Raw genomic sequence first — 20,785 nt, forward strand, 5'->3', positions numbered from 1 at the left:
AGCATCTTTTCGCGGACGTTACAAGACGGGAGCGGCGGGTGACTGGAGCGCAATTTCCAGGGCTCTGGCGGCCCGGAAGGCCAGGTCGTCGCGATAGAGGGCGGCGGCCACCTGCACGGCCCGCGGCATGCCCTCGGCATCCAGGCCGACCGGCACGGAGATGGCCGGCTGGCGCGTCAGGTTGTGCGAGAAGGTCCAGGGCGCCCAGTCGCGCCAGAGCGCCATGCGCGGGTCGATCGTCGGCTGGTCGGCGGCGAAGGCGGCCGTGGGCGTGCAGGGCGTCAGCATCAGGTCATAGCGCTGGTGGAAGCGCGCCATGGCGTGCGCCGCCTCGATCCGCAGCGCATCGGCGCCGAGGAAATCCACCGCGCTCATCCGTCCCTCGGCCTCGGCCACCTCGGTGATGCCGGCATCGAGCAGCGCGCGCTTCTCCTCTGGCACGGAAGCGACGAGGCGGGAGAGGGCCACCCCCCAGACGCGGCCGAAAATGGCGCGTGTGTCGGGCAATTGCGGGTCCGCCTCCTCCACGATGGCGCCGGCGGCTTCCAGCGCGCGGGCGGCGGCCATCAGGGCGGTCTCGCCCTCGGCATCCAGCGGCGCGTCGAAGCCCATGCGACGGACCAGGGCCACGCGCATCCCGGCCGCACCCTCCTCGATGCCGTCACGCCAGTCGCGCTTGTCATCCGGCAGGCAGAAGGGGTCGCGCACATCATGGCGCGCCATGGCGTTCATCATCAGCGCCGCGTCGCGCACGGACCGTGCCATGGGACCCGCGACGGCGACATTGGCGAAGGCGCCGAGCGGCCATTGCGGAATGCGCCCGAAGCTCGGCTTCACGCCCACCACGCCGCAGAAGGCGGCCGGGATGCGGATGGAGCCACCCGCATCGGTCCCGATATGCAGCGGCCCGAAGCAGGCCGCCGCGGCCGCGCCGGCGCCGGAGGAGGAGCCGCCCGGCGTGCGCTCGCGGTTCCAGGGGTTGCGGGTGATGCCGTGCAGCGGGCAGTCGCCCGGCGACTTCCAGCCGAATTCCGTGGTGGTCGTCTTGCCGATGATGACGGCGCCGGCGAGCTTGAGGCCGAGCACCGAGGGCGAGTCCTCGGCCATCGGCGTGGCCTCCGTCGTGCGGCTGCCGCGGCGCGTCGGAAAGCCCGCCACATGCAGCAAATCCTTCACCGTCACCGGCACGCCATCCAGCGGGCCCTGCGGGCGGCCCGCCGCCCAGCGCGCCTCGCTCTCGCCCGCCTGTTGCAGGGCGCGCGGGTTGAGTGCCGCGAAGGCGTTCACCCAAGGGTTCATCCGCGCGATGCGCTCGGTGACGGCCTTCAGCGCCTCGACCGGCGAGAGCGCGCGGCGGGCATAGAGGGCGAGAAGCTCTTCGGCTTCCATCAGGGCGGGGTCGGTCTGGGTCATGCCCGCAGGATGCCCCCGCGCGCCCGCCGCGTCATCAGGGGCGGCGCTCGACGGTGCAGTTCTCAACGATGATGGTCGCGCTGCCATTGGCGAGGCTGGCCGGCAGGGTCACCGAACCGGTCCGGATCGGGATCATCATCAGGCCCGGTCCGTACAGGCGGTCCGTGCCGGCATGGATGAAACCCCGGAAGTTCGTGCCCTGGAGGGTGATCACCATCCAGAAGGACGACACGAAGTTGTTCCCCGTGTTGCGCAGGGTGACGTTCAGGACATCCGGGCTGCCCGCGAACATCTGCTCCGGGGCGAGCGAGCAGCCCTCATTCCGGACCATGTGCAACGTGACCGCCGAGGCGGGGATGATGAACTGTGCCTGGGCGGGCGCGGCCTGGCCCAGGGCAAGCCCGGCCACGAGAAGGCCCGGCAGAAGGCGGCAGATCGGCATCAGCGTGGGGGGCGCTTCAGCGCCAGTTGCGCGGCGGGCCACCTGGGGTGGGGGCGGTGGAGCAGGTCTGCACGGTCACGGTCGCGCTGGCATTGGCGATGCTGGCGGGCAGGGCGGGCGTCAGGCCGCGGATGGGAACGACCAGCGAGCCGGGGCCCAGCGCGCCGGTCGCGGCACTCTGGATGGTGCGGGTGAAGCTGGTGCCGTTGAGGACGACCTGGACGCTGAAGGAGATCCAGTTGCTCCCCGTGTTGTTCAGGCTGACGACCAGCTGGTCCGTCCCGATCGAGTAGATCTGCAGCGGCGCGAGCGAACAGCCATTGTTGTTGCTGTAGTTCAGCGTGATCGCGGAGGCGGGGATGGCGAATTGCGCCTGGGCGGGCAGGGGGAGGGCGGAGGCAAGCGCGAGACCGCCAAGCAGCGTGAGAACGGGCAGTTTGAACATGGTGGGCTCTTCTCGTGATGGGCGCGGGCGGAGATTGCCGTGGCTCGTGTGGTCTGGCCAATCGGGCCTGACAATCGCGGGCTGCGCCCGCGCCTATCGCCGCCCGCTCAATGCACCGCCGCGACCGGCACCGGCCCGGGCCCGGCCCGCCGCCGCCTGAGGATGCGTCGCAAATCCCCCTCCCGCCCGGCCTCGGCACAGGCGCGCAACAGGGTGAATTCCACCAGGTCCGTCTGGGCGCGGCTGCCGCCCACGCGCTCGCTTTCGGCCAGCAGCGGGTCCAACGTTGCGATCACGGCCGTGAAGTCGCGGCGCCGATAGGCGAGGAAGGCGCGGGAGATGGCCGGGACCACGCCGCCCGAGGGGTAGCGCCCGGCCGCGGCCAGCGCGGCCATCTGCGCGATGCGGGCTTCCAGTTCGTCGGAGTCGCCGGCCACGGCCTCGGCCAGCATCACATGCATGTCGGCGAAGGCGATGCCGGGCTTCGGGAAATGCGCGCGGGCGAAATCGCGCATCGCGGCCCAGGCCGCCTCGTCGCGCGCATGCCCGGCCAGCTCCCAGCGCCAGAGGAAGGAGGACGCATCCTGCAGCTTCTGCCGCGCCGTGCCGCTGCCGCCCTCGAGCGAGAAGGCAGCGCGATAGAGCGCCAGCGCCGCTTCCGTCTCGCCCGCCTCCAGCTCGCCCAGCGCTAGATGCCAATGCAGATGCCCGTGCAGCACGCCGCCGCGCGGATAGGCCTTCAGCCATTCGCGCAGGAAGGCGCGGGCGGCGTCGCCTTCGCCCTGCTCGTAGCAGAGATGCGCGCGGGAATGCGCGACCCAGGCGCTGTCCGGCCGCTGCGCAAAGGATGCCTCGATGCGGTCACGCGCCGCCGCGTGCCGGCCGGTCTCGTTCAGCGCCATGGCGTGCGCGGAGGCGAACCACCAATCGCCCGCGTAGTGCGGGGCCAGGCGATCCATTAGCGCCGCGAGCCGCGCCTTCTGCCCGAGCTGGCCGGAGGAACCCAGCAGCCCGTTCGGATTGGCATTGGTGTTCAGCACCATCGCATCGCGCGGCCAGGCCTCGACATGCGCCTCAAGGGCGGTGATCGCGGCTTCGATGGGGCGCGTCATCAGCGTGCGGTAGAAGGCGATCTGGCTCGCCTCGCGCGGTGTGACGCCGCCGGCCAGGCTTTCCGCCGTCGCAAGCGCTTCGGCCGCCGCCGGTGTCTCGCCGCGCAGCAGCAGGCCCTGCGCGCGGCCAACATGCGCCAGCGCGAAGCCTGGATCTGCGGTGATGGCGTCCTCGAAGGCCTCGACGATGCCGTCATATTGCGTGAGGAGCCGGTCCAGCCCCAGCGCATGCGCGTCCCGCGCGGCGGTGCAGCGGGTGGAAAGCGGCAGGCCGTAGGGGTCGGTCAGCATCAGCGCAACTCCGGGAAATCCTCCTCGCGGAACTCGGCCTCGCCCCGCGTGCCGGCGGCGAAGCGCTTCTCCTCCAGCTGGCGCAGCTCCACGCGGCGGATCTTTCCCGAAATCGTCTTGGGCAGGTCATAGACCTCAAGGCGCCGCAGGCGCTTGAAGGGGGAGAGGCGCTCGCGCAGGTGCCGGAAGATGCTGAGCATCGTCTCGCGATCCGCCTCCACGCCCTGGGCCAGGACGAGATAGGCCTTGGGCACGGCGAGCCGGACCGCATCGGGGGCTGGCACCACCGCCGCCTCCACCACCGCCTCATGCTCGATCAGCGCGCTTTCCAGCTCGAAGGGCGAGATGCGGTAGTCCGACGCCTTGAACACGTCATCCGCGCGGCCGACGTAAGTGAAGTAGCCCTCCGCATCGCGCGTCGCGACATCGCCCGTGCGATAGGCGATCGAACCGAGCGGCTGGAAGCTGCCATCATCATTCTGGTAGCCCTGCATGAGCCCCATGGGCGGCGGATCGAGCAGCAGGGAGACCTCGCCCTCCTCCACCTCGTTGTCATCCGGGTCGAGGAGGCGGACGCGATAGCCAGGCGATTCCTGGCCCATGCTGCCGGGCTTCACCTTCTGGCCGGGGAAGCTCGCGATCTGCAGCGTGGTTTCCGTCTGCCCATAGCCCTCGCGGATGGTCATGCCCCAGATCTTCTGGACATGCTCGATCACCTCGGGGTTCAGCGGCTCGCCGGCCGAGCAGAGCTCGCGCAGGCTCCCACGATACGGCGCCATGTCCTGCTGCACCATCATGCGCCAGACGGTGGGCGGCGCGCAGAAGGTGGTGACACCCTGGGCGGCCATCATCTCCAGCGTGGAGCGCGCGTCGAAGCGCGGCTGGTTGTTGATGAGGATGGCGGCCCCCGCATTCCAGGGCGCGAAGACATTGCTCCAGGCATGCTTGGCCCAGCCGGGCGAGGAGATGTTGAAATGCACATCCCCCGGCTGCAGCCCGAGCCAGTACATCGTGATCAGATGGCCGACCGGGTAGGAGCATTGGTCATGCAGCACCAGCTTGGGTTTGGCCGTGGTGCCGGAGGTGAAGTAGAGAAGCAGCGGATCGCGCGCCTGCGTCGCCCCCTCCGGCGTGAAATCCGCGCTGTTGTCGAGCAGCGCGTCGTAATCCGCCCAGCCTTGCGCGCCGCCGACCGCGATGCGCGAGACCTTCGCATCAAGCCCGTCGAACTTCCGCGCATCCGCGCCATTGGCCACCACATGCTGGACGCGGCCGCGTTCGAAACGGTCCTTCAGGTCGGCAGGCGTCAGCAGCGTGGTGGCGGGGATGACGACGGCGCCGAGCTTCTGCGCCGCCAGCATCGTCTCCCAGAGGGGAGCGACATTGCCCAGCATCATGAGGATGCGGTCGCCCCGCTTCACCCCCATGCCGCGCAGCCCATTGGCGAGGCGGCTGGAATCGGCGGAGAGCTGGGCGAAGCTGCGGGTGGTGGCACCCTCGCCCAGGATGCGCAGCGCCTCGCTGTTCCCGAGCGGCCCGCGCGCCAATTCGGCGTCGAACCAGTCCAGCGCGTAATTGAAGCGCTCCATCGCGGGCCAGCGGAAGTCGCGATGCGCCGCCGCATAGTCGCCGCGATGGGCGAAAAGAAGGTCTCGCGCCTGTTTGAAGGACTCGCCGCTCATCCGGGGCCTCCCCGCCCTGTTCTTGTGCGGGGAGGTTAGGCGGTGCGGCGGGCCGGGCGCTAGCCCGCGAAAGGATCGCGCAGCGCGATCGTGTCGTCGCGGTCGGGCGAGGTGCTGAGCATCATCACCGGCGCCTCCACCAGCTCCTCGATGCGGCGGATATACTTCACCGCCTGGGCCGGCAGCTGCGCGTAGCTGCGCGCCCCCATGGTTGAGCCGGACCAGCCTTCCATCGTCTCGAAGATCGGCTCGGCCTTGGCCTGGGCGCGCATGGCCGCCGGCAGGTGGCGCATCTCGACGCCATCCACGCGGTAGCCCGTGCAGATCTTCAGCTCCGGCAACCCGTCCAGCACGTCGAGCTTCGTGAGCACCAGGCCGTTCACACCGCCGATCTTCACCGCCTGACGCACCATGGCCGCGTCGAACCAGCCGCAGCGGCGCGGGCGGCCGGTGACGGTACCGAATTCGCGCCCGCGCTCGCCCAGGCGGCGGCCGATCTCGTCATGCAGCTCGGAGGGGAAGGGGCCGGAGCCCACGCGCGTCGCATAGGCCTTGGCGATGCCGAGCACGAGGCCGATGGAATCCGGGCCCACGCCGGCACCCGCGGCCGCATTGCCGGCGACGGTGTTGCTGCTGGTGACGTAGGGGTAGGTGCCGTGGTCCACGTCGAGCATGACGGCCTGCGCGCCCTCGAAGAGCACGCGCTTCCCTTGGGCGCGGGCGGCGTTCAGCCGCTCCCACACCGGCTCGGAATAGGGCAGGAGCTGCGGGGCGAGGGCCAGCAGCGCATCAAGCAGCGGCTGCTTCTCGAAGGGCGTCGCACCCAGGCCGCGCAGCAGCGAATTGTGGTGCAGCAGCAGCTCGTCGAGCTTGGCAGAGAGCGTCTCGGGCTCGGCCAGGTCGCAGAGGCGGATGGCGCGGCGGCCCACCTTGTCCTCATAGGCCGGGCCGATGCCACGGCCGGTGGTGCCGATCTTGTCCTCTCCGCGCGCCGCCTCGCGCGCACGGTCCAGTGCCGGGTGCAGCGGCAGGATGAGGGGCACATTGTCGGCGATGCGCAGGTTGTGCGGGCCGACATCGAGGCCCTGGGCGCGCACCTTGGCGATCTCGCCCAGCAGCGCGTCCGGGTCCAGGACCACGCCATTGCCGATGATGCCGAGCTTGCCGCGCACCACACCCGAGGGCAGGAGCGAGAGCTTGTAGGTGGTGCCGTCCACCACCAGCGTGTGGCCGGCATTATGGCCACCCTGGAAGCGCACCACGATCTCGGCGCGGCTTGCCAGCCAATCCACCACCTTGCCCTTGCCCTCGTCGCCCCACTGGGCACCGATCACGGCGACATTGGCCATAACGCTTAACCTTTCTGAACCAGCGGGACGGGGTTTGCGCCATCCCAGACATGGGTGCAACGGAGGGCCAGGGCCGCATCCTCGGCGGCCAGCGCGGCGACGGTGGCGAAGCCCTGCTCGCGCAGCGCCGCACCCACGGCGGCCGGCGTGCCGAGCGGCAGGAAGCAGCGCGGGCGGGGCGGCGTGGCGGGGGCGGCGCGCAACACGGCATCGGGATAGAGGGTCATGCCCGTCGCCGGCTCGTCATTGGCCGAGAGATACCGCCCGCCCTTCGCCAGTTCGCCCGACTGGCCGGGGCCGAAGATCGTGAAGGCGACGCCCACATGATAGCGGAAGCCGCGGAACTCGACCGGGTCGAGCGTGATGCGCAGATGCGGCGCGCGCGCCGCGATGGCCTCGATGATGCGGGCGGCGTTCTCGGCGATGGCCCGGGCAGCTTCCGGCAACTCGGCCTCGCGCAGCACGGCCAGCGCGGGGCCGGCCGGGCCGGCGGCGGCGAGCAGGCGCGGCAGCAGCAGGGCGACGGGGCCCGCGCCCTCGGCGAGCGCGGCCACGGCCGCGGCGTCCTTGCGGTCCAGTGCGCGGATCAGGCGCTGGGCCAGCGCATCCTCGATGCCGGCGGCATCCAGCAGCGCCTGGGCCATGCGGGGCAGCGTCACATCCAGCGTGATGCCGGTGACGCCGACGCGGGCCAGCGCTTCGGCGGCGACCAGCGCCACCTCGGCATCGGCCTCCGGCGCGGCGCCGCCGATCAGTTCCACGCCGGCCTGGGCCAATTGGCGGGAGGGGGCGAGTTCGCTGCCGCGCACCCGCAGCACCTGGCCGGCATAGCACAGCCGCAGCGGTCGGGCCTGGAGGCCGAGGCGCGTGGCCGCGATCCGGGCCACCTGCGGCGTGGTATCGGCGCGCAGGCCCATCATGCGCTGGCTGACCGGATCCATCAGGCGGAAGGTCTGCTCGGCCACCGCGGCGCCGGAGCCGCCCAGCAGCCCTTCCTCGAATTCCAGCAGCGGCGGCTTCACGCGCTCATAGCCGTAGCGGGCGAAGCCCTCCATCAGCGCCTCGATGAGCGCGGCCTCCCGCTCCGCCTGGGGCGGGAGCAGGTCCATCAGCCCAGCCGGCAGCAGCCCGGGCGGGGTGGTCAGGGAGGTTCCGTCGTTCATGCGGTTACCATCTGTGACAGGGGGGATGCTGACCGGCAAGATGCCGGCATGGCATGGGTGACCCCCGGAGGAGTTTCCATGAAACGTCGTGCCATTCTTGCCCTGCCACTGATCCTCGCCGCCTGCGACATCGACCCGGTGACCGACTATCTGGGCGGCTTCGGTGACCCGGTGCGCGGCGCGGCGCTGTTCGCGCCACGCAACCTGGGCGACACCTCACGCTGGCAAGGCGACCCGGCGGGGGCGGCCATGGCGGCGGCGCAGCTGGAATTCCTCGCCCGCAGCTTCCGCGACAACCCGATCTACAACGTGAACAACGTCGCGGTGAGCCAGACCCTGCAATCCGCGGTGGCCGAGATGCGCGCGGCCCTCGGCATCGCGCCCGCCGCGCGCAACGCGGATGTGGAGATCCTGCTGCGGCGGGCCAGCGTGGCCCTGCGCGAGGGCAGCCAGGCCCAGGCGCTGGCCGCACTCACCGGCCCCAACTTCACCGTGCGGCCCGAGGAGGTGCTGCGCCGCCTGGGTGATCTGCCGCGCCTGCCGAACGTGTCCTCGGCCGCCGGCATGGCGGCGAACGCGATCAGCCCGGGGCGGCGGAGTTGAGCCTGATCGTCCTGGGCGGGATCGCCCCGGGCGTTATCAGCCTCGCAACGGCCTAGCCTCCCCAGTCCTCGGGCGCGATGACCCAGGGCAGGTCCGTGTCCTCCACCCGCGCCCCGGCGGCGGTCAGCAGCGCATGCGTCTGGCCGCGATGATGCGTCTGGTGGTTGAACATATGCGTGACGAGCAGCCAGCGCGGCCGCTTCATCTCCTGCCCCGTCGCGCCGCTGAACCAGCTGAGATCGCCCTCCAGGTCGGCAGGCGTGAGGCGCGCGGCCCAGGCGGCGATGCCGGCATCGGCCTCGGCGCGGCGGGCCTTCAGCGCCTCCCAATCCGTGATCCAGCCCGGGCTGCCGGGAATGCCGGGGGCCGGGCGCTCCCAGCCGGCGAAGCGGTGCATCCAGACCGTATCGCCCCAGACGAGGTGGCAGAGCGTGCCCTGGATGCTGCGGAAGAAGGCGCCGCGATCGGCCTGGCGGGCGGCGTCATCCAACCCCTCCGCCGCGCGGTAGAGGCGGCGGTTCATCTCGGTGTTGTAGGCCGCCATGGCGCGGACCCAGGCGGGGGTGATCATGAGGGCGTGCGGCGTCAGGCCTCGCCCACGCAATCCAGCATGGCGGCGTCCAGCGCTTCGGCCGGGGCCTTGCCGCCCCAGAGGACGAACTGGAAGGCCGGGAAGAAGCGCTCGCACTCGGTCAGCGCGATGTCCACCATGTCCTCCAGGGATTCGGCCGAGGCGCCGGGGGCGCCGCGCAGCAGCACGGCATGGCGGAAGACCGGCATGCCTTCCTCGCTTTCCAGGCCGAAATGGCCGATCCAGAGGCGCTCATTGGCCAGGGCCAGCAACTCGAAGAGCGGGCCGCGCTTCGTGTCGGGCACCTTCACATCGAAGGCGCAGGAGAAATGCATGGCGCTGATCTCGGGCGACCAGGAGAAGAACAGCGTGTAGTTGCACCATTTCCCCGGGGCTTCCGCCGCCATTTCGCCATCCGACCGGCGGTCGAAGGTCCAGTCATTGGCGATGACGATCTGTTCGAGCACGTCGAGCGGGTTGGTGGCGCGATCTTCCCCAACCTCGGCCAGCATTCCGGACATGTGGCACTCCCCAGGCACCCCGTTGCAAGCACCCGCCGGGCCCCGGGCGGGCCTTGGCGCGTGGGTGGCGGGACCGTGACGGTCCGGGTGCAGGCAGGGCACTCCCCCCTGATGGTCCCCCTTGGCCTAGGGATTGGGGTGCGGCGCCTGACTCACCACCACAGATAGGGTATGGCACCCTGAATCCGTGCCGCAAGTCCTTCCCGTGAGAAGAAGCTGTGAATAACTCGTCTCAATCCACCGGCAGGAAGATGAAGATCACCGCCGCGACGAGGCAGGCCATGGCGGCGAAATAGGTCCAGCGCAGTTGCTCGCCCAGGAAGGTGACGCTGAAGACGGCGAAGACGCCCAGCGTGATCACCTCCTGCATCACCTTCAACTGCTGCCCGGTGAAGGCGCCCGAGGCGTAGCCGATGCGATTGGCCGGGACTGCCAGGCAATATTCGAAGAAGGCGATGCCCCAGGAGACCAGCACCGCCACATAGAGCGGCCAGGCTGGGGCCTTGAGATGCCCGTACCAGGCGAAGGTCATCAGGATATTGCTGCCGATGAGGAGAAGGGGCGTCAGCCAATAGGCGTTCATGGATCGGGCATCGCTCCCAGGGGTTGCGCCGCCTTCGGCGCCGGCGGCAGGCGTTTCAGCAGCCAGACCATGATGAGGAGCGCGGGCAGGGCGGCCGCCGTCGTCATCAGGAAGAAGTTGGTCCAGCCCAGCGCCTCGGCCCATTGGCCCGACCACGCCCCCAGGAAGCGCAGCGGCACGGCGGCGAGCGAGGAGAGCAGCGCATATTGCGTGGCGCTGAAGGCCCGGTTCGTCAGGCCGGTCAGGTAGGCGACGAAGGCGGCGTCCGCGAGGCCGTCGGTGAAGTTCTCCACCCCCACCTGGGCATAGAGCATCCCCATGTCCCGCCCCGCCCAGTAGAGCGCCACATACATGAGGTTGGAGAGCATCTGCAGCAGGCCGGTGATCACCAAGGCGCGCCCCACGCCGATCCGCGCCACGAAGAAGCCGCCCGCCAGCACGCCCGCGAGCGACATGACCAGGCCGAAGACCACAGCCACCTGCGCGACATCCGTGCGGGAGAAGCCGATGGCGCGGTAGAAGGGCGGCGTCATGATGCCGGCCAGCGCCTCGCCCAGCTTGAACAGCACCACGAAGAGCAGGATGGCGAGCCAGTACCGCCGCCGCGTGAAATCCACGAAGGGGTCCACCACGGCGAGCTTGATGCGCCGGGCCCAGGACATCGCCTCGCGCGGCGGCGCCGCCGGTTCCGGTGCAAACAGCACGGCGAGGAAGCCGATCGCCACCAGCCCCGCGCAATAGGCGAAGGCGCCCGACCAGCCCACCAGCCCCACCATGCCGAGCGCGCCCGCATTGGCCGCCAGCAGCGCGAAGCGATAGCCCCAGACATAGCAGGCGAAGCCGTAGCCCTGTTCCTCCTCCTCCAGGATCTCGATGCGGTAGGCGTCGATCACGATGTCCTGGCTGGCCGACAGGAAGGCGACCAGCACGGCGACCGCCGCCGTCAGCCAGGCCGCACTCGCCGGGTCGGTGAAGCCCAATGCCAGGATCGCCACCATGAGCGGCGGCTGGATGGAGGCGAGCCAGCCCCGCCTGCGCCCCATCGCGCGGAAGAAGGGCGGCGCCGCATGGTCCATGACGGGCGACCAGAGGAATTTCAGCGAATAGGCCGTGCCGATCAGCGCCGTGAAGCCGATGGCGGCGAGCGAGATGTTGGATTCGGAAAACCATTGCCGCAGCACGAAGCCGGTGAGCGGCAGCGGCACGCCGGCGGCGAAGCCCAGCGCCAGCATGATCAGGAAGCGGCGGTCACGGAACAGGATCAGCATGCGGCGAGGCTACCGATCCCCCGCGCGCGCCGCCAGTTCCGGGCGTGGTTTCCGCAGGGCGTGCATCCAGGCTAAAGCCGGGCCCATGCCCATCACCCGCTTCTTCCTGATCCGCCACGCCCTGGTCGAGCCCTCGGCGCGGGCCATGCTCTACGGCAACATGGATGTGGCGCTGTGCGACGCGGCGCTGCGGGAGGAGGCGGCCCTGTATCGCTGGCTCGCCATGCGCCTGCCGCGCCCGGCGCGCTGGGTGGTCACGCCGCTCAGCCGCACCAGCGCGACCGCGGCGGCCATCTTCGCCGCCGGCTACCCCGAGCAGCCCCTGGTGGTGGAGCCCGACATGGCCGAGCAGTCGCTCGGCGAATGGCAGGGCATCACGCATGAGGCGCTGACCGAGCGCCTGCGCCAGCCGCCCCATCCCTTCTGGCCCCATGCGGCGGCCGAGCGCCCGCCCGGCGGCGAAAGCGTGGATGATGTGCGCGAGCGCGTGGGCCCGGTGCTGGAGGGCCTGGCCGAGAGCCTGCCCGGGCAGGACATCGTGATGGTGGCGCATGGCGGCACGATCCGCGCCGCGCTTTCGCACGCGCTGAAGCTGGACGGGCACCAGGCGCTGACCTTCTCGGTGAAGAACCTCTCGCTCACGCGGATCGAGAAGCACGGCGCCGATTGGCGCGTGGTCTCGGTGAATGAGGAACCCTGGCTGATCGAGAACCCGACGCCGCCCTGACCTCGCCACAGATGCCCTGTTGAAAGCACTTCCGGCGCGGCCCTCGGCTCGTTAGAATCGTGACGCTGCGAAGGGTTATCGGGGGAAGCTCATGCGCCTTGTCATTCTGGCCGCCGCGGCGGCGCTGCTTGCGGCCTGCGCCGGCTCGCCCGGAGGCAATGCCCCGCAATCCCTGGTGGACCGCTCCGCGCTCACCGTGCAGGACATCCTCTCCGGCGAGAATGACCGGCTCGACGCCGCCAGCGTCCTGCGCCGCGCGCGCGGCGCGGTGGTCTGCCCGCAAAGCTTCCGCGCCGCCTTCTTCGCCGGTGGCTCGGGCGGCAATTGCGTGCTGCTGGGGCGTGACGCCGCCGGTTCCTGGTCCTCGCCCGCCTTTTATGCGGTGGGCTCGGGCAGCCTCGGCTTCCAGGCCGGCATCCAGGACAGCCAGACGCTGCTGCTGCTGATGAATGACCGCGCGCTGAACGCCGTCATCGATCGCCAGTTCAAGTTCGGCGCCGACGCCTCGCTCGCCATCGCCCATCTCGGCGGCTCGGTCGAGGGCGCGACCACCACGGCGCTGGGCGCCGACATCCTCTCCTTCTCGCGCTCGCGCGGTCTGTTTGCCGGGCTGGCGCTGGAGGGTTCGGTGCTGAACCCCATGCCCGACTGGAACGCCGCCTATTACGGCCGGGAGGTGGGCGCGCGCGAGATCGTCATCACCATGTCCACGCATAATCCGGGCGCCGACCCGCTGCGCGCGGCGCTGATGCGCTTCGGCGCCCAGGCCACGCCCGCCGCCACGCCGCCCGCCGCCGCGCCCCAGCCCGTGGCGAGCCCGGCCGCCAGCGCCCCGCGCGGCAGCGTGGGCCGCACGCCCCTGCCGCCGCCCCCGCCCGCGCGCTGACCAGGGTTGCCGGCCGCGCCGTTTCGCGGCGGGCGGGATTGATCTAAACCATTCGCGTGTCCGACCTGCCGCCCTTCTGGAAGACCAAGACGCTCGACGCCATGACGCGCGCCGAGTGGGAAAGCCTCTGCGACGGCTGCGGGCGCTGCTGCCTGCACAAGCTGCGCGAGGATGACACGGGCCGGCTGCACCACACCGAGATCGCCTGCCGGCTGCTCGACACGGCCACCGCCCGCTGCACCGACTACGCCAACCGCAAGCGCCGCGTGCCCGACTGCATCCGCCTCACCCCCGCCCGCCTGCAGAAGATCGACTGGCTGCCGCCCACCTGCGCCTATCGCCTGGTGGCCGAGCGGCGGGACCTGCCCGAATGGCACCCGCTCCGCTCCGGTGACCCGGAGAGCGTGGTGCGTGCCGGCGTCTCCGTGCGCGGCCGCGTCATCCCCGAGCGCGCGGCGGGCGCCACCGAAGACCATATCGCCACCTGGCCGGGCAACTGGCCGAAACGCGCGGGCGTGAAGCCCGCCATTGGATCCCTGGAAGGAACTGCCCCATGAAGGACGCCCTGTTCGGCGGCATCAACGCCGCCGTGCTCACCGCGATGACGCCGGATTTCACGCCCGATCTCGACCGCATGGCGAAGCACGCCAAGTGGCTGCTGGCCAATGGCTGCAACGGCCTCGGCATCATGGGCACGACGGGCGAGGCGAACAGCTTCGGCCTGCATGAGCGCAAGCAGATCCTGGAGGGCCTGATCGCCCGCGGCGTGCCGGCCGGCGTGATGATGCCCGGCACCGGCTGCGCCTCGCTCGCCGATACGGTGGAGCTGACCATCCATGCGCGCGAGCAGGGCTGCCGCGGCGTGCTGCTGCTGCCGCCCTTCTACTACAAGGGCCCGTCGGATGACGGCCTCTTCGCCTATTTCGATGAGGTCGCGAAGCGCGTCGGCGGCGGCATCGCCCTCTATCTCTACCACTTCCCGCAGCAATCGGCCGTGCCCTTCAGCCTCTCCCTGATCGGCCGCCTGCTCGACGCGCATCCTGGCGTCTTCAAGGGCGTGAAGGACAGCTCGGGCGACTACGCGAACATGAAGGCGATGATCGACGCCTTCGCGTCGCGCGGCTTCGAGGTCTATTCGGGCTCGGACGAGTTCGTGCAGAAGATCCTGGCCGAGGGCGGGGCGGGCTGCATCACGGCGGCGTCCAACTGCAACAGCCATTGGGGCGGCATCGTCTATGCCAAGCGCACCGGCCCCGAGGCCGATGCGGCCCAGGCCATGCTGACGGCCACCCGCCGCGCCGCCACCGCCGTGCCGCTGATCCCCGGCCTGCGCGAGATCATCGCGCGCAGCACGGGCGATGATGGCTGGCGCGTGATCCGCCCGCCGCATCTGCCGCTCTCCAAGGAAGATGGCGACAAGGCCTGGGCCACCTGGCAGGCGACGGGCGCGCTGCCGCTGCCGGGCATGCCGGCCCTGAAGCAGGCGGCGGAGTAAGCCGGATGGCCGAGCCGCTGCGCTGCCGGGAGCCTGCGGTTCCCGTCCTGCAGATCGATGACGACAAGGTGCGCGTCATCCGCTGGGATTTCGGCCCCGGCGCCGAGACCGGCTGGCACCGCCACGGCTGGCTCTATGTCGTGGTCCCGATGATGGATGGCGAGCTGCTGATCGAATACCCGGACGGGGCGACCAGCACCTCCATCCTCAAGAAGGGCGAGGCCTATCACCGCGTCGCCGGCGCCGAGCACAATGTGATCAACAACGGTCCGGGCCCGCTCTCCTTCGTGGAGACGGAAGTGAAGGCGTTTCCGGGCTGACCCGGAAACGCGTTTCCCTCACTCCACCGTGACGGATTTCGCCAGGTTGCGCGGCTGGTCCACATCCGTGCCCTTCATCACCGCCACGTGATAGGCCAGGAGCTGCACCGGGATGGCGTGCAGGATGGGCTGGCTGAAGGGGTCCGCATCCGGCAGGACCACCACGCGCTCGGCGAAGCGGCGCAGCGCGGGCGCGCCCGCCGCATCGGTGAAGGCCATGATGCGCCCGCCGCGCGCCGCCGCCTCCTGCAGGTTGGAAAGCGTCTTCTCATAGAGCGGCCCGCTCGGGCAGAGCGCGATGACCGGCACGGAGTTGTCGATCAGCGCGATGGGCCCGTGCTTCATCTCCCCCGCCGCGTAGCCCTCGGCGTGGATGTAGCTGATCTCCTTCAGCTTCAGCGCGCCCTCGAGCGCGATGGGATAGAGCGCGCCCCTGCCGATGAAGAGCACGTCGCGCGCGCGCGCCACCTCGGCCGCCAGCGCCTTGATCTCGGCATCCTGGGCGAGGATGGCGGCGGCGTGCTCGGGCACTTCCAGCAGCGCGCCGGAGAGGCGCGCCGCCTCCTCGGCCGAGAGCGCGCCGCGCGCCCGCCCGAAGCCGATGGCGAGGCAGGCCAGCACCGCCAGCTGCGCCGTGATGGCCTTGGTGGAGGCGACCGAGATCTCGGGGCCTGCCACCGTCAGCACCGTCGCGTCGCTTTCGCGGGCCATGCTGCTCTCGGGCACGTTCACGATGGAGAGGATCTTCTGCCCGCGCTCGCGCAGCATTTTCATTGCGGCGAGGTTGTCGGCCGTCTCGCCGCTCTGGCTGATCAGCAGCGCGGCGCCGTCCGCCGGCAAAGGCGGGTCGCGGTAGCGGAGTTCGCTCGCCACATCGGCATCCACCGGGATGCGGGCCAGCTGCTCGATCCAGTAGCGGCCGACGAGGCCCGCGAGGAAGGCGCTGCCGCAGGCGGTGATGGTCAGGCGCGAGACCTGGCGGATGTCGAAGGGCAGGTTGGGCAGGTTCACGCCCAGCGTGGCGGGGTCCAGATACTGCCGCAGCGTGTCGCCCAGCACGGCCGGGTGCTCATGCAGCTCCTTCTCCATGAAGTGGCGATAATTGCCCTTGCCCATGGCCGCGCCCGAGACGGCGCTGACGCGGATCTCGCGCTGCACGGCGGCGCCCGTGGCATCATGGAACTCCGCCCCGCCAGGGGTGAGGACGGCGTGATCCCCCTCGTCCAGATAGGCGATGCGGCGGGTGAGGGGGGCCAGCGCCAGCGCGTCGGAGCCCACGAACATCTCGCCCTCGCCAAAACCCACCGCCAGGGGCGCGCCGTGCCGGGCCACCACCAGCATCTCGGCATGGCCGGCGAACATGATGGCGACCGCGAAGGCGCCATGCACGCGGGAGAGCGCCGTGGCCGCGGCCTCGCGCGGTGGCAGGCCCTGGGCGAGGTGCCAGTCCACCAGCTTGCAGAAGGTCTCGGTGTCGGTCTCGGTCTCGAAGGCATAGCCCTTGGCCTCGAGGTCGGCGCGCAGCTCGGCGTAGTTCTCGAAGATGCCGTTATGCACCACGGCGACGCGCGCGGTCGCATGCGGATGCGCGTTGCGCTCCACCGGCGCGCCATGCGTGGCCCAGCGCGTATGGCCGATGCCGGTGGTGCCGCTCAGCGGCGATTGCTCCAGCACCTGCGCCAGGTTGTTGAGCTTGCCCTCGGCACGGCGGCGCTGCACCTGGCCTTCCACCAGTGTGGCGATGCCCGCGCTGTCATAGCCGCGATATTCCAGGCGCCGCAGCGCATCCAGCAGGCGGGGGGACGCCGCTTCACGGCCGACGACGCCGACGATTCCACACATGCGATCGAAATCTCCCGGTTGGAGCCTATCTGCCCTTGAAGCCGCGGCCCGGCTTGTTCACCTGCCGGCCGCGCGCCACCGCCAGCGCGTCATCCGGCACATCCTCCGTCACCACGCTGCCGGCGGCCACCAGCGCGCGGTCGCCCACGCGAACGGGTGCCACCAGCGCCGTGTCGCTGCCGATGAAGGCACCCGCGCCGATCACGGTGCGGTGCTTGTTCACACCGTCATAATTGCAGGTGATGGTGCCCGCGCCGATGTTGGAGCCGGCGCCGACCGTCACGTCGCCCAGATAGGTCAGGTGATTGGCCTTGGCTCCGCGGCCAAGCGTCGCGGCCTTCAGCTCGACGAAATTGCCGACATGCGCGCCCTCGCCCACTTCGGTGCCCGGGCGCAGCCGCGCATAGGGGCCGATGATGGCGCCGCTGCGGACGACGCATTGCTCCAGATGGGAGAAGCCGCGGATCGTGACGCCTTCCTCCACCGTGACGCCGGGCGCGAAGACGACATGCGGCTCCACCACCACGTCGCGGCCCAACTGCGTGTCCCAGGCCAGGAAGACGGATTCGGGGAGCGTCAGCGTGGCACCGCCCAGCATGGCGGCCTCGCGCAGGCGGGCCTGCACCTCCGCCTCGGCGGCGGCCAGCTCGATGCGGCTGTTGATGCCGCGCAGCTCGGCCTCGGGCGCCTCCACGGCGCGGTTGCGCCGGCCCTCGGCGCGGGCGGCCTCCACCACGTCGGTCAGATAGAATTCGCCCTGGCGGTTGTCGTTCGTGAGTCCGCCGAGCCAGCGCGCGAGGTCGGGCCAGGCGGCGCAGACCACGCCGGCATTGCACAGGCCGATGGCGCGCTCAGCCTCGTTGGCATCCGCCCATTCGACGATGCGCTCCACCGCGCCCGCCGCATCCTGCACCACGCGGCCATATTTCGCCGGGTCGGCCGGGCGCATGGCCAGGAGCACGAGGTCGGCTTCCGCGCGGGCCGCGACCAGGCGCGCCAGCGTGGCGGGGGACACGAGCGGATTGTCGCCGTAGAGCACCGCGACATCGCCGGTGAAGCCCTCCAGCAGGGGGGCCGCCATGCGGGCCGCATGGCCGGTGCCCAGGCGCTCCGCCTGAACCACGCTGGCATGCGGCAGGACCGCCTTTTCCAACTCCGGCATGCCCGGCCCGGCGACGACGATGATCCGGTCGAACACCGTCTCGCAGGCGGCGATGAGGTGGTTGATCATCGGCCTGCCGGCGATGCGGTGCATCACCTTGGGCATGGCGGATTTCATGCGGGTGCCTTGGCCGGCCGCGAGGATGATGGCTGCGCGCATGGTCCAGGCGTAGCCGCCCCGGCCCCTGCGCCGCAACCCCGCCAGCGGATGACGCTTTCTTGCACCGCGTATCGCCCGGGGCTTGCTTGCCGCCGATTTCCGCGGGGTTTACCAGACCTGCATGCAGCTCGCCATTTTCGACCTCGACGGAACGCTGGTGGACAGCGCGCCCGATCTCCGCGCCGCCCTGAACCGCCTCATGGTGGTGCAGCGGCTCGACCCCTTCCCGCTGCCCGAGGTGGCGGCGATGATCGGCGATGGCGCGCGCGCCCTGCTGGTCAAGGCCTTCGCCGCGCGCAACCGGCCCTTCGACGAGGCCCTGCTGCCCGGCTTCCTCGATGACCTCGAGGCCAATTCCGCCGTGCTCACGCGCCCCTATCCCGGCATGGTGGCTGCGCTGGAGGATCTGGCGGCCCGGGGCTGGCGGCATGCGGTCTGCACCAACAAGCCGATCGCCGCCACGCGCGCGCTGCTGGCCGAGCTCGGCCTCGTGCGGCATTTCGCGCTCGTTCTGGGCGGCGACAGCCTGCCGGTGAAGAAGCCCGACCCCGGCCATGTCCGCGGCGTGCTGGAGGGGCTGGGCGTGGCGCCCGCGGACGCCGTGATGATCGGCGACCACCAGAACGACATCCGCGCGGCGCGCGGCGCGGGGGTTCGCAGCGTCTTCGCCGCCTGGGGCTATGGCGATGGCACGGGCGCCGATCTCAGCGCCGACGCGCCCTCAGCGCTGCCCACGCTCCTCGGTTAGCTCCACCAGGCTCGCCTGGATGGTGCCCCACCAGCGGCTGGCGATCTCGACCTGCACGGGAATGGCCGGCGCGCCCGGCTGCGTCACGCCGAAGATCAGGGTGCTGCGCGTCGGCCGGCGGGTTTCCTCGATCGGCCGGTCCAACGGAATGCCGGCGATGGGCCGGCTCTCCACGTCGCAGCGCAGCAGGCCCCGATCCGAGGCCAGCACGACCGGATGCGTCGTCACCTCGAACTGCGTCACCCGCCGGCCGTCGAAGGTCTGGGCGCGCACATCGCAGCGCGCCGTCTCCCGCACATGGGCGGTCAGCAGGACGATGGCCGAGAGCGGGTCTATGTGGCCGCGCCGCGCGTCATCCGGCACGGGCGTCCGCTCCATGTCCTGCGCGGGCTCCAGGGTTGCGACTCGCGCGGTGCCGTCGGGGGCGTATTCCAGCAGTGTGCGCCGCAGCATGCCGCGCCAGGTGCCCTCGGTCTGGTAGCGGCGGGGCTGGGCGGCGCCCGGCCGCAGCAGGCCCTCGCTCTGCGCCCGCGTGTCGGAGCGGACGAGCCAGGCGGCGACGCCCCGCGTGCGGGAGCGCGTTTCGATGCTGTAGGGCGTGCCGGCGGGGCCCAGGGTGAAGCGCACTTCGGCATCGGCGACCGTGATGCCGGCGGCGGTGATCGCATAGGTCGCGCGCCAGCGCTCGGCCGAGGCCGGGGCCGCGAGCAGCATCATGGCAAGGATGGCGCGCCCGATCATTCCGCAGATGTAGGCTTCCCGCGGCCCCGCGCAACCGGCTTGACAGGAACGGCGTCCCGCCGCAAAGGGAGCGCCATCGGATGGGCGCGTAGCTCAGCGGTAGAGCACTGCCTTCACACGGCAGGGGCCACAGGTTCAATCCCTGTCGCGCCCACCATCCTTCTCCCCCAATCTCCGCGTAGCGGTGCCGGCACCTCGGCAACCATCCCGCATCGCCCCGGTTAGGAAGGCTCCGAATGGAGGCTCCTTCCATGATCATCCTCTACCTCAACAACCCGAACTACACCTTCAACGACCCGCAGGTCTCGCTGGGTGGCGATGTCGCCTTCGCCACGGAATCCAACCTCTACCGGGTGGACACGCGTGGCGACGACGTGACCTTCACCGGGCGTGACTTCACCTTCGCCCAGAGTGACCTGCGCGCCATCGGCCTGCCTGCCTCCTCCGCCATCCCGACCGGCGGCATGGTGACCGGCTTCACCTACGCGCAGAACGGCACCGAAAGCTTCACCCTGGCGAATCTCTCGATCTCGCTGCGCGATGTCTGGCGCGATGTGCTGGATGGCGGCTCGCTGACCCAGTCGCTCCTCGCCGGTGCGCTGGCGGGGAATGACCAGATCGCCCTCGGCAACGGCAATGACCGGATCGACGCCGGGCGCGGCGATGACGAGGTGTTCGGCGGCCGCGGCAGCGACCATCTCACGGGCGGCGAGGGGCTGGATGTCGCGCGGTATGACGGCCCCGGCACGGCGCACGACTTCTTCCGCGAGGGTGGCACGGTCTACCTGCGGGACGACCAGCGCGGCGATGTGGACCGGCTGGACGGGTTCGAGACGCTGCGCTTCACCGACCGGGACGTGTGGGTGGGCAATCTGCAATCCGCGACGCCGCTCGAATACATCGCCTCCTACAGCGACCTGCGGGCGGCCTTCGGCACCGATGCCGCGGCCGGGCGCAGCCATCTCCTCGCCAACGGGCTGGCCGAGGGGCGGAGCGCCAGCTTCCAAGGCCTCGACTACATCGCGAGCCATGCGGATCTGATCGCCGCTTTCGGCGCCAATGCCGATGCGGGGGCGCGCCACTACATCACCAACGGCGCGGCCGAGGGCCGGGTGACGGACAGCTTCGACGGCGCACGCTACCTCGCCAATTATGCGGATCTGCGCGCCGCCTTCGGCCTGGATACGGATGCGGCGGCGGCGCATTTCATCACCTTCGGCTATGCCGAGGGCCGCACCGACGAGGTCTGGATGGGCTGATCC

22 protein-coding genes and 1 tRNA gene are annotated in these 20,785 nt (G+C 70.7%); 9 read left to right on the forward strand and 14 right to left on the reverse strand.

Going from position 1 to position 20,785, the window contains the following annotated elements; all coding sequences use genetic code 11:
- Positions 1-18: 18 nt before the first annotated feature.
- The 7 genes from ACQ860_RS17505 to ACQ860_RS17535 all read right to left on the reverse strand — a co-directional run bounded on the left by ACQ860_RS17505 (position 19) and on the right by ACQ860_RS17535 (position 7,897).
- Complete coding sequence (locus ACQ860_RS17505) at positions 19-1,413, reverse strand: amidase (RefSeq protein WP_431304619.1); 1,395 nt, start codon at positions 1,411-1,413, stop codon at positions 19-21.
- A 34-nt stretch (positions 1,414-1,447) separates the two neighbouring features.
- The gene (locus ACQ860_RS17510; protein ID WP_431304620.1) at positions 1,448-1,855 is read right to left on the reverse strand and encodes a hypothetical protein; all 408 of its coding nucleotides are present in this window, start codon (positions 1,853-1,855) and stop codon (positions 1,448-1,450) included.
- A gap of 16 nt (positions 1,856-1,871) precedes the next feature.
- Positions 1,872-2,300: a hypothetical protein gene (locus tag ACQ860_RS17515; RefSeq protein WP_431304621.1), complete on the reverse strand. Its 429-nt coding sequence runs from the start codon at positions 2,298-2,300 to the stop codon at positions 1,872-1,874.
- Between the two features lie 107 nt (positions 2,301-2,407).
- Positions 2,408-3,703: a hypothetical protein gene (locus tag ACQ860_RS17520; protein ID WP_431304622.1), complete on the reverse strand. Its 1,296-nt coding sequence runs from the start codon at positions 3,701-3,703 to the stop codon at positions 2,408-2,410.
- Positions 3,703-5,385 (reverse strand): AMP-binding protein, encoded by a 1,683-nt coding sequence (locus tag ACQ860_RS17525; RefSeq protein WP_431304623.1) that lies wholly within the window; start codon positions 5,383-5,385, stop codon positions 3,703-3,705. Before ACQ860_RS17525 ends, ACQ860_RS17520 begins: the two co-directional genes overlap by 1 nt.
- Before the next feature lie 59 nt (positions 5,386-5,444).
- Positions 5,445-6,734 (reverse strand): adenylosuccinate synthase, encoded by a 1,290-nt coding sequence (locus ACQ860_RS17530; protein WP_431304624.1) that lies wholly within the window; start codon positions 6,732-6,734, stop codon positions 5,445-5,447.
- Between the two features lie 5 nt (positions 6,735-6,739).
- A complete protein-coding gene (locus tag ACQ860_RS17535) occupies positions 6,740-7,897 on the reverse strand; it encodes an ATP phosphoribosyltransferase regulatory subunit (RefSeq protein ID WP_431304625.1) in 1,158 nt (385 codons plus the stop codon).
- A gap of 78 nt (positions 7,898-7,975) precedes the next feature.
- Between ACQ860_RS17535 and ACQ860_RS17540 the strand changes: the two genes are divergently transcribed.
- A complete protein-coding gene (locus tag ACQ860_RS17540; protein ID WP_431304626.1) occupies positions 7,976-8,500 on the forward strand; it encodes a hypothetical protein in 525 nt (174 codons plus the stop codon).
- 52 nt (positions 8,501-8,552) lie between these two features.
- On the opposite strand, the gene ACQ860_RS17545 is transcribed toward ACQ860_RS17540, so the two are convergent.
- From ACQ860_RS17545 to ACQ860_RS17560, 4 genes are all read right to left on the reverse strand, one after another.
- A complete protein-coding gene (locus ACQ860_RS17545) occupies positions 8,553-9,071 on the reverse strand; it encodes a DinB family protein (RefSeq protein ID WP_431304627.1) in 519 nt (172 codons plus the stop codon).
- 14 nt (positions 9,072-9,085) lie between these two features.
- Positions 9,086-9,592 (reverse strand): YbjN domain-containing protein, encoded by a 507-nt coding sequence (locus tag ACQ860_RS17550; RefSeq protein ID WP_431304628.1) that lies wholly within the window; start codon positions 9,590-9,592, stop codon positions 9,086-9,088.
- Between the two features lie 232 nt (positions 9,593-9,824).
- Positions 9,825-10,175, reverse strand: coding sequence for a DMT family protein (locus tag ACQ860_RS17555; protein ID WP_431304629.1), 351 nt, complete (start codon positions 10,173-10,175; stop codon positions 9,825-9,827).
- The gene (locus tag ACQ860_RS17560) at positions 10,172-11,443 is read right to left on the reverse strand and encodes an AmpG family muropeptide MFS transporter (RefSeq protein ID WP_431304630.1); all 1,272 of its coding nucleotides are present in this window, start codon (positions 11,441-11,443) and stop codon (positions 10,172-10,174) included. The genes ACQ860_RS17555 and ACQ860_RS17560 overlap by 4 nt, the downstream gene beginning before the upstream one ends.
- An 85-nt stretch (positions 11,444-11,528) precedes the next feature.
- Between ACQ860_RS17560 and ACQ860_RS17565 the strand changes: the two genes are divergently transcribed.
- The 5 genes from ACQ860_RS17565 (at position 11,529) to ACQ860_RS17585 (ending at position 14,871) form a co-directional block, all read left to right on the forward strand.
- The gene (locus ACQ860_RS17565) at positions 11,529-12,170 is read left to right on the forward strand and encodes a histidine phosphatase family protein (RefSeq protein ID WP_431304631.1); all 642 of its coding nucleotides are present in this window, start codon (positions 11,529-11,531) and stop codon (positions 12,168-12,170) included.
- 91 nt (positions 12,171-12,261) lie between these two features.
- Positions 12,262-13,056: a lipid-binding SYLF domain-containing protein gene (locus ACQ860_RS17570; protein ID WP_431304632.1), complete on the forward strand. Its 795-nt coding sequence runs from the start codon at positions 12,262-12,264 to the stop codon at positions 13,054-13,056.
- Between the two features lie 56 nt (positions 13,057-13,112).
- Positions 13,113-13,613, forward strand: coding sequence for a YcgN family cysteine cluster protein (locus ACQ860_RS17575; RefSeq protein WP_431304633.1), 501 nt, complete (start codon positions 13,113-13,115; stop codon positions 13,611-13,613).
- Positions 13,610-14,551 (forward strand): dihydrodipicolinate synthase family protein, encoded by a 942-nt coding sequence (locus ACQ860_RS17580; protein ID WP_431304634.1) that lies wholly within the window; start codon positions 13,610-13,612, stop codon positions 14,549-14,551. The genes ACQ860_RS17575 and ACQ860_RS17580 overlap by 4 nt, the downstream gene beginning before the upstream one ends.
- Before the next feature lie 5 nt (positions 14,552-14,556).
- Positions 14,557-14,871 (forward strand): cupin domain-containing protein, encoded by a 315-nt coding sequence (locus tag ACQ860_RS17585; protein ID WP_431304635.1) that lies wholly within the window; start codon positions 14,557-14,559, stop codon positions 14,869-14,871.
- Positions 14,872-14,889: 18 nt separating this feature from the next.
- Here ACQ860_RS17585 and glmS read toward each other — a convergent pair whose 3' ends face one another.
- On the reverse strand, positions 14,890-16,713 hold the full coding sequence (gene glmS, locus ACQ860_RS17590; RefSeq protein WP_431304636.1) for a glutamine--fructose-6-phosphate transaminase (isomerizing): 1,824 nt from the start codon (positions 16,711-16,713) through the stop codon (positions 14,890-14,892).
- A gap of 25 nt (positions 16,714-16,738) precedes the next feature.
- A complete protein-coding gene (gene glmU / locus ACQ860_RS17595) occupies positions 16,739-18,034 on the reverse strand; it encodes a bifunctional UDP-N-acetylglucosamine diphosphorylase/glucosamine-1-phosphate N-acetyltransferase GlmU (protein ID WP_431304637.1) in 1,296 nt (431 codons plus the stop codon).
- A 121-nt stretch (positions 18,035-18,155) separates the two neighbouring features.
- On the opposite strand from glmU, the gene ACQ860_RS17600 reads away from it, so the two are divergent.
- Entirely contained in the window at positions 18,156-18,782 is a 627-nt protein-coding gene (locus tag ACQ860_RS17600; RefSeq protein ID WP_431304638.1) for an HAD-IA family hydrolase, read from the forward strand.
- Here the strand turns inward: ACQ860_RS17600 and ACQ860_RS17605 are convergent.
- On the reverse strand, positions 18,756-19,523 hold the full coding sequence (locus ACQ860_RS17605) for a DUF3108 domain-containing protein (RefSeq protein ID WP_431304639.1): 768 nt from the start codon (positions 19,521-19,523) through the stop codon (positions 18,756-18,758). The genes ACQ860_RS17600 and ACQ860_RS17605 overlap by 27 nt on opposite strands.
- Before the next feature lie 82 nt (positions 19,524-19,605).
- Between ACQ860_RS17605 and ACQ860_RS17610 the strand changes: the two genes are divergently transcribed.
- Positions 19,606-19,680: transfer RNA gene (locus ACQ860_RS17610), tRNA-Val, on the forward strand.
- A 94-nt stretch (positions 19,681-19,774) separates the two neighbouring features.
- A complete protein-coding gene (locus tag ACQ860_RS17615) occupies positions 19,775-20,782 on the forward strand; it encodes a hypothetical protein (protein WP_431304640.1) in 1,008 nt (335 codons plus the stop codon).
- Positions 20,783-20,785: the final 3 nt, after the last annotated feature.

The sequence above is a fragment of the Sediminicoccus sp. BL-A-41-H5 genome, from assembly GCF_050632405.1.
Classification (GTDB): domain Bacteria; phylum Pseudomonadota; class Alphaproteobacteria; order Acetobacterales; family Acetobacteraceae; genus Roseococcus.

Excerpts from the sequence above, each read along its gene's own strand:
- ACQ860_RS17505 (WP_431304619.1), bottom strand. The coding sequence starts at position 1,413 with ATGACCCAGACCGACCCCGCCCTGATGGAAGCCGAAGAGCTTCTCGCC.
- ACQ860_RS17510 (WP_431304620.1), bottom strand. The coding sequence starts at position 1,855 with ATGCCGATCTGCCGCCTTCTGCCGGGCCTTCTCGTGGCCGGGCTTGCC.
- ACQ860_RS17515 (WP_431304621.1), bottom strand. The coding sequence starts at position 2,300 with ATGTTCAAACTGCCCGTTCTCACGCTGCTTGGCGGTCTCGCGCTTGCC.
- ACQ860_RS17520 (WP_431304622.1), bottom strand. The coding sequence starts at position 3,703 with ATGCTGACCGACCCCTACGGCCTGCCGCTTTCCACCCGCTGCACCGCC.
- ACQ860_RS17525 (WP_431304623.1), bottom strand. The coding sequence starts at position 5,385 with ATGAGCGGCGAGTCCTTCAAACAGGCGCGAGACCTTCTTTTCGCCCAT.
- ACQ860_RS17530 (WP_431304624.1), bottom strand. The coding sequence starts at position 6,734 with ATGGCCAATGTCGCCGTGATCGGTGCCCAGTGGGGCGACGAGGGCAAG.
- ACQ860_RS17535 (WP_431304625.1), bottom strand. The coding sequence starts at position 7,897 with ATGAACGACGGAACCTCCCTGACCACCCCGCCCGGGCTGCTGCCGGCT.
- ACQ860_RS17540 (WP_431304626.1), top strand. The coding sequence starts at position 7,976 with ATGAAACGTCGTGCCATTCTTGCCCTGCCACTGATCCTCGCCGCCTGC.
- ACQ860_RS17545 (WP_431304627.1), bottom strand. The coding sequence starts at position 9,071 with ATGATCACCCCCGCCTGGGTCCGCGCCATGGCGGCCTACAACACCGAG.
- ACQ860_RS17550 (WP_431304628.1), bottom strand. The coding sequence starts at position 9,592 with ATGTCCGGAATGCTGGCCGAGGTTGGGGAAGATCGCGCCACCAACCCG.
- ACQ860_RS17555 (WP_431304629.1), bottom strand. The coding sequence starts at position 10,175 with ATGAACGCCTATTGGCTGACGCCCCTTCTCCTCATCGGCAGCAATATC.
- ACQ860_RS17560 (WP_431304630.1), bottom strand. The coding sequence starts at position 11,443 with ATGCTGATCCTGTTCCGTGACCGCCGCTTCCTGATCATGCTGGCGCTG.
- ACQ860_RS17565 (WP_431304631.1), top strand. The coding sequence starts at position 11,529 with ATGCCCATCACCCGCTTCTTCCTGATCCGCCACGCCCTGGTCGAGCCC.
- ACQ860_RS17570 (WP_431304632.1), top strand. The coding sequence starts at position 12,262 with ATGCGCCTTGTCATTCTGGCCGCCGCGGCGGCGCTGCTTGCGGCCTGC.
- ACQ860_RS17580 (WP_431304634.1), top strand. The coding sequence starts at position 13,610 with ATGAAGGACGCCCTGTTCGGCGGCATCAACGCCGCCGTGCTCACCGCG.
- ACQ860_RS17585 (WP_431304635.1), top strand. The coding sequence starts at position 14,557 with ATGGCCGAGCCGCTGCGCTGCCGGGAGCCTGCGGTTCCCGTCCTGCAG.
- glmS (WP_431304636.1), bottom strand. The coding sequence starts at position 16,713 with ATGTGTGGAATCGTCGGCGTCGTCGGCCGTGAAGCGGCGTCCCCCCGC.
- glmU (WP_431304637.1), bottom strand. The coding sequence starts at position 18,034 with ATGCGCGCAGCCATCATCCTCGCGGCCGGCCAAGGCACCCGCATGAAA.
- ACQ860_RS17600 (WP_431304638.1), top strand. The coding sequence starts at position 18,156 with ATGCAGCTCGCCATTTTCGACCTCGACGGAACGCTGGTGGACAGCGCG.
- ACQ860_RS17605 (WP_431304639.1), bottom strand. The coding sequence starts at position 19,523 with ATGATCGGGCGCGCCATCCTTGCCATGATGCTGCTCGCGGCCCCGGCC.
- ACQ860_RS17615 (WP_431304640.1), top strand. The coding sequence starts at position 19,775 with ATGATCATCCTCTACCTCAACAACCCGAACTACACCTTCAACGACCCG.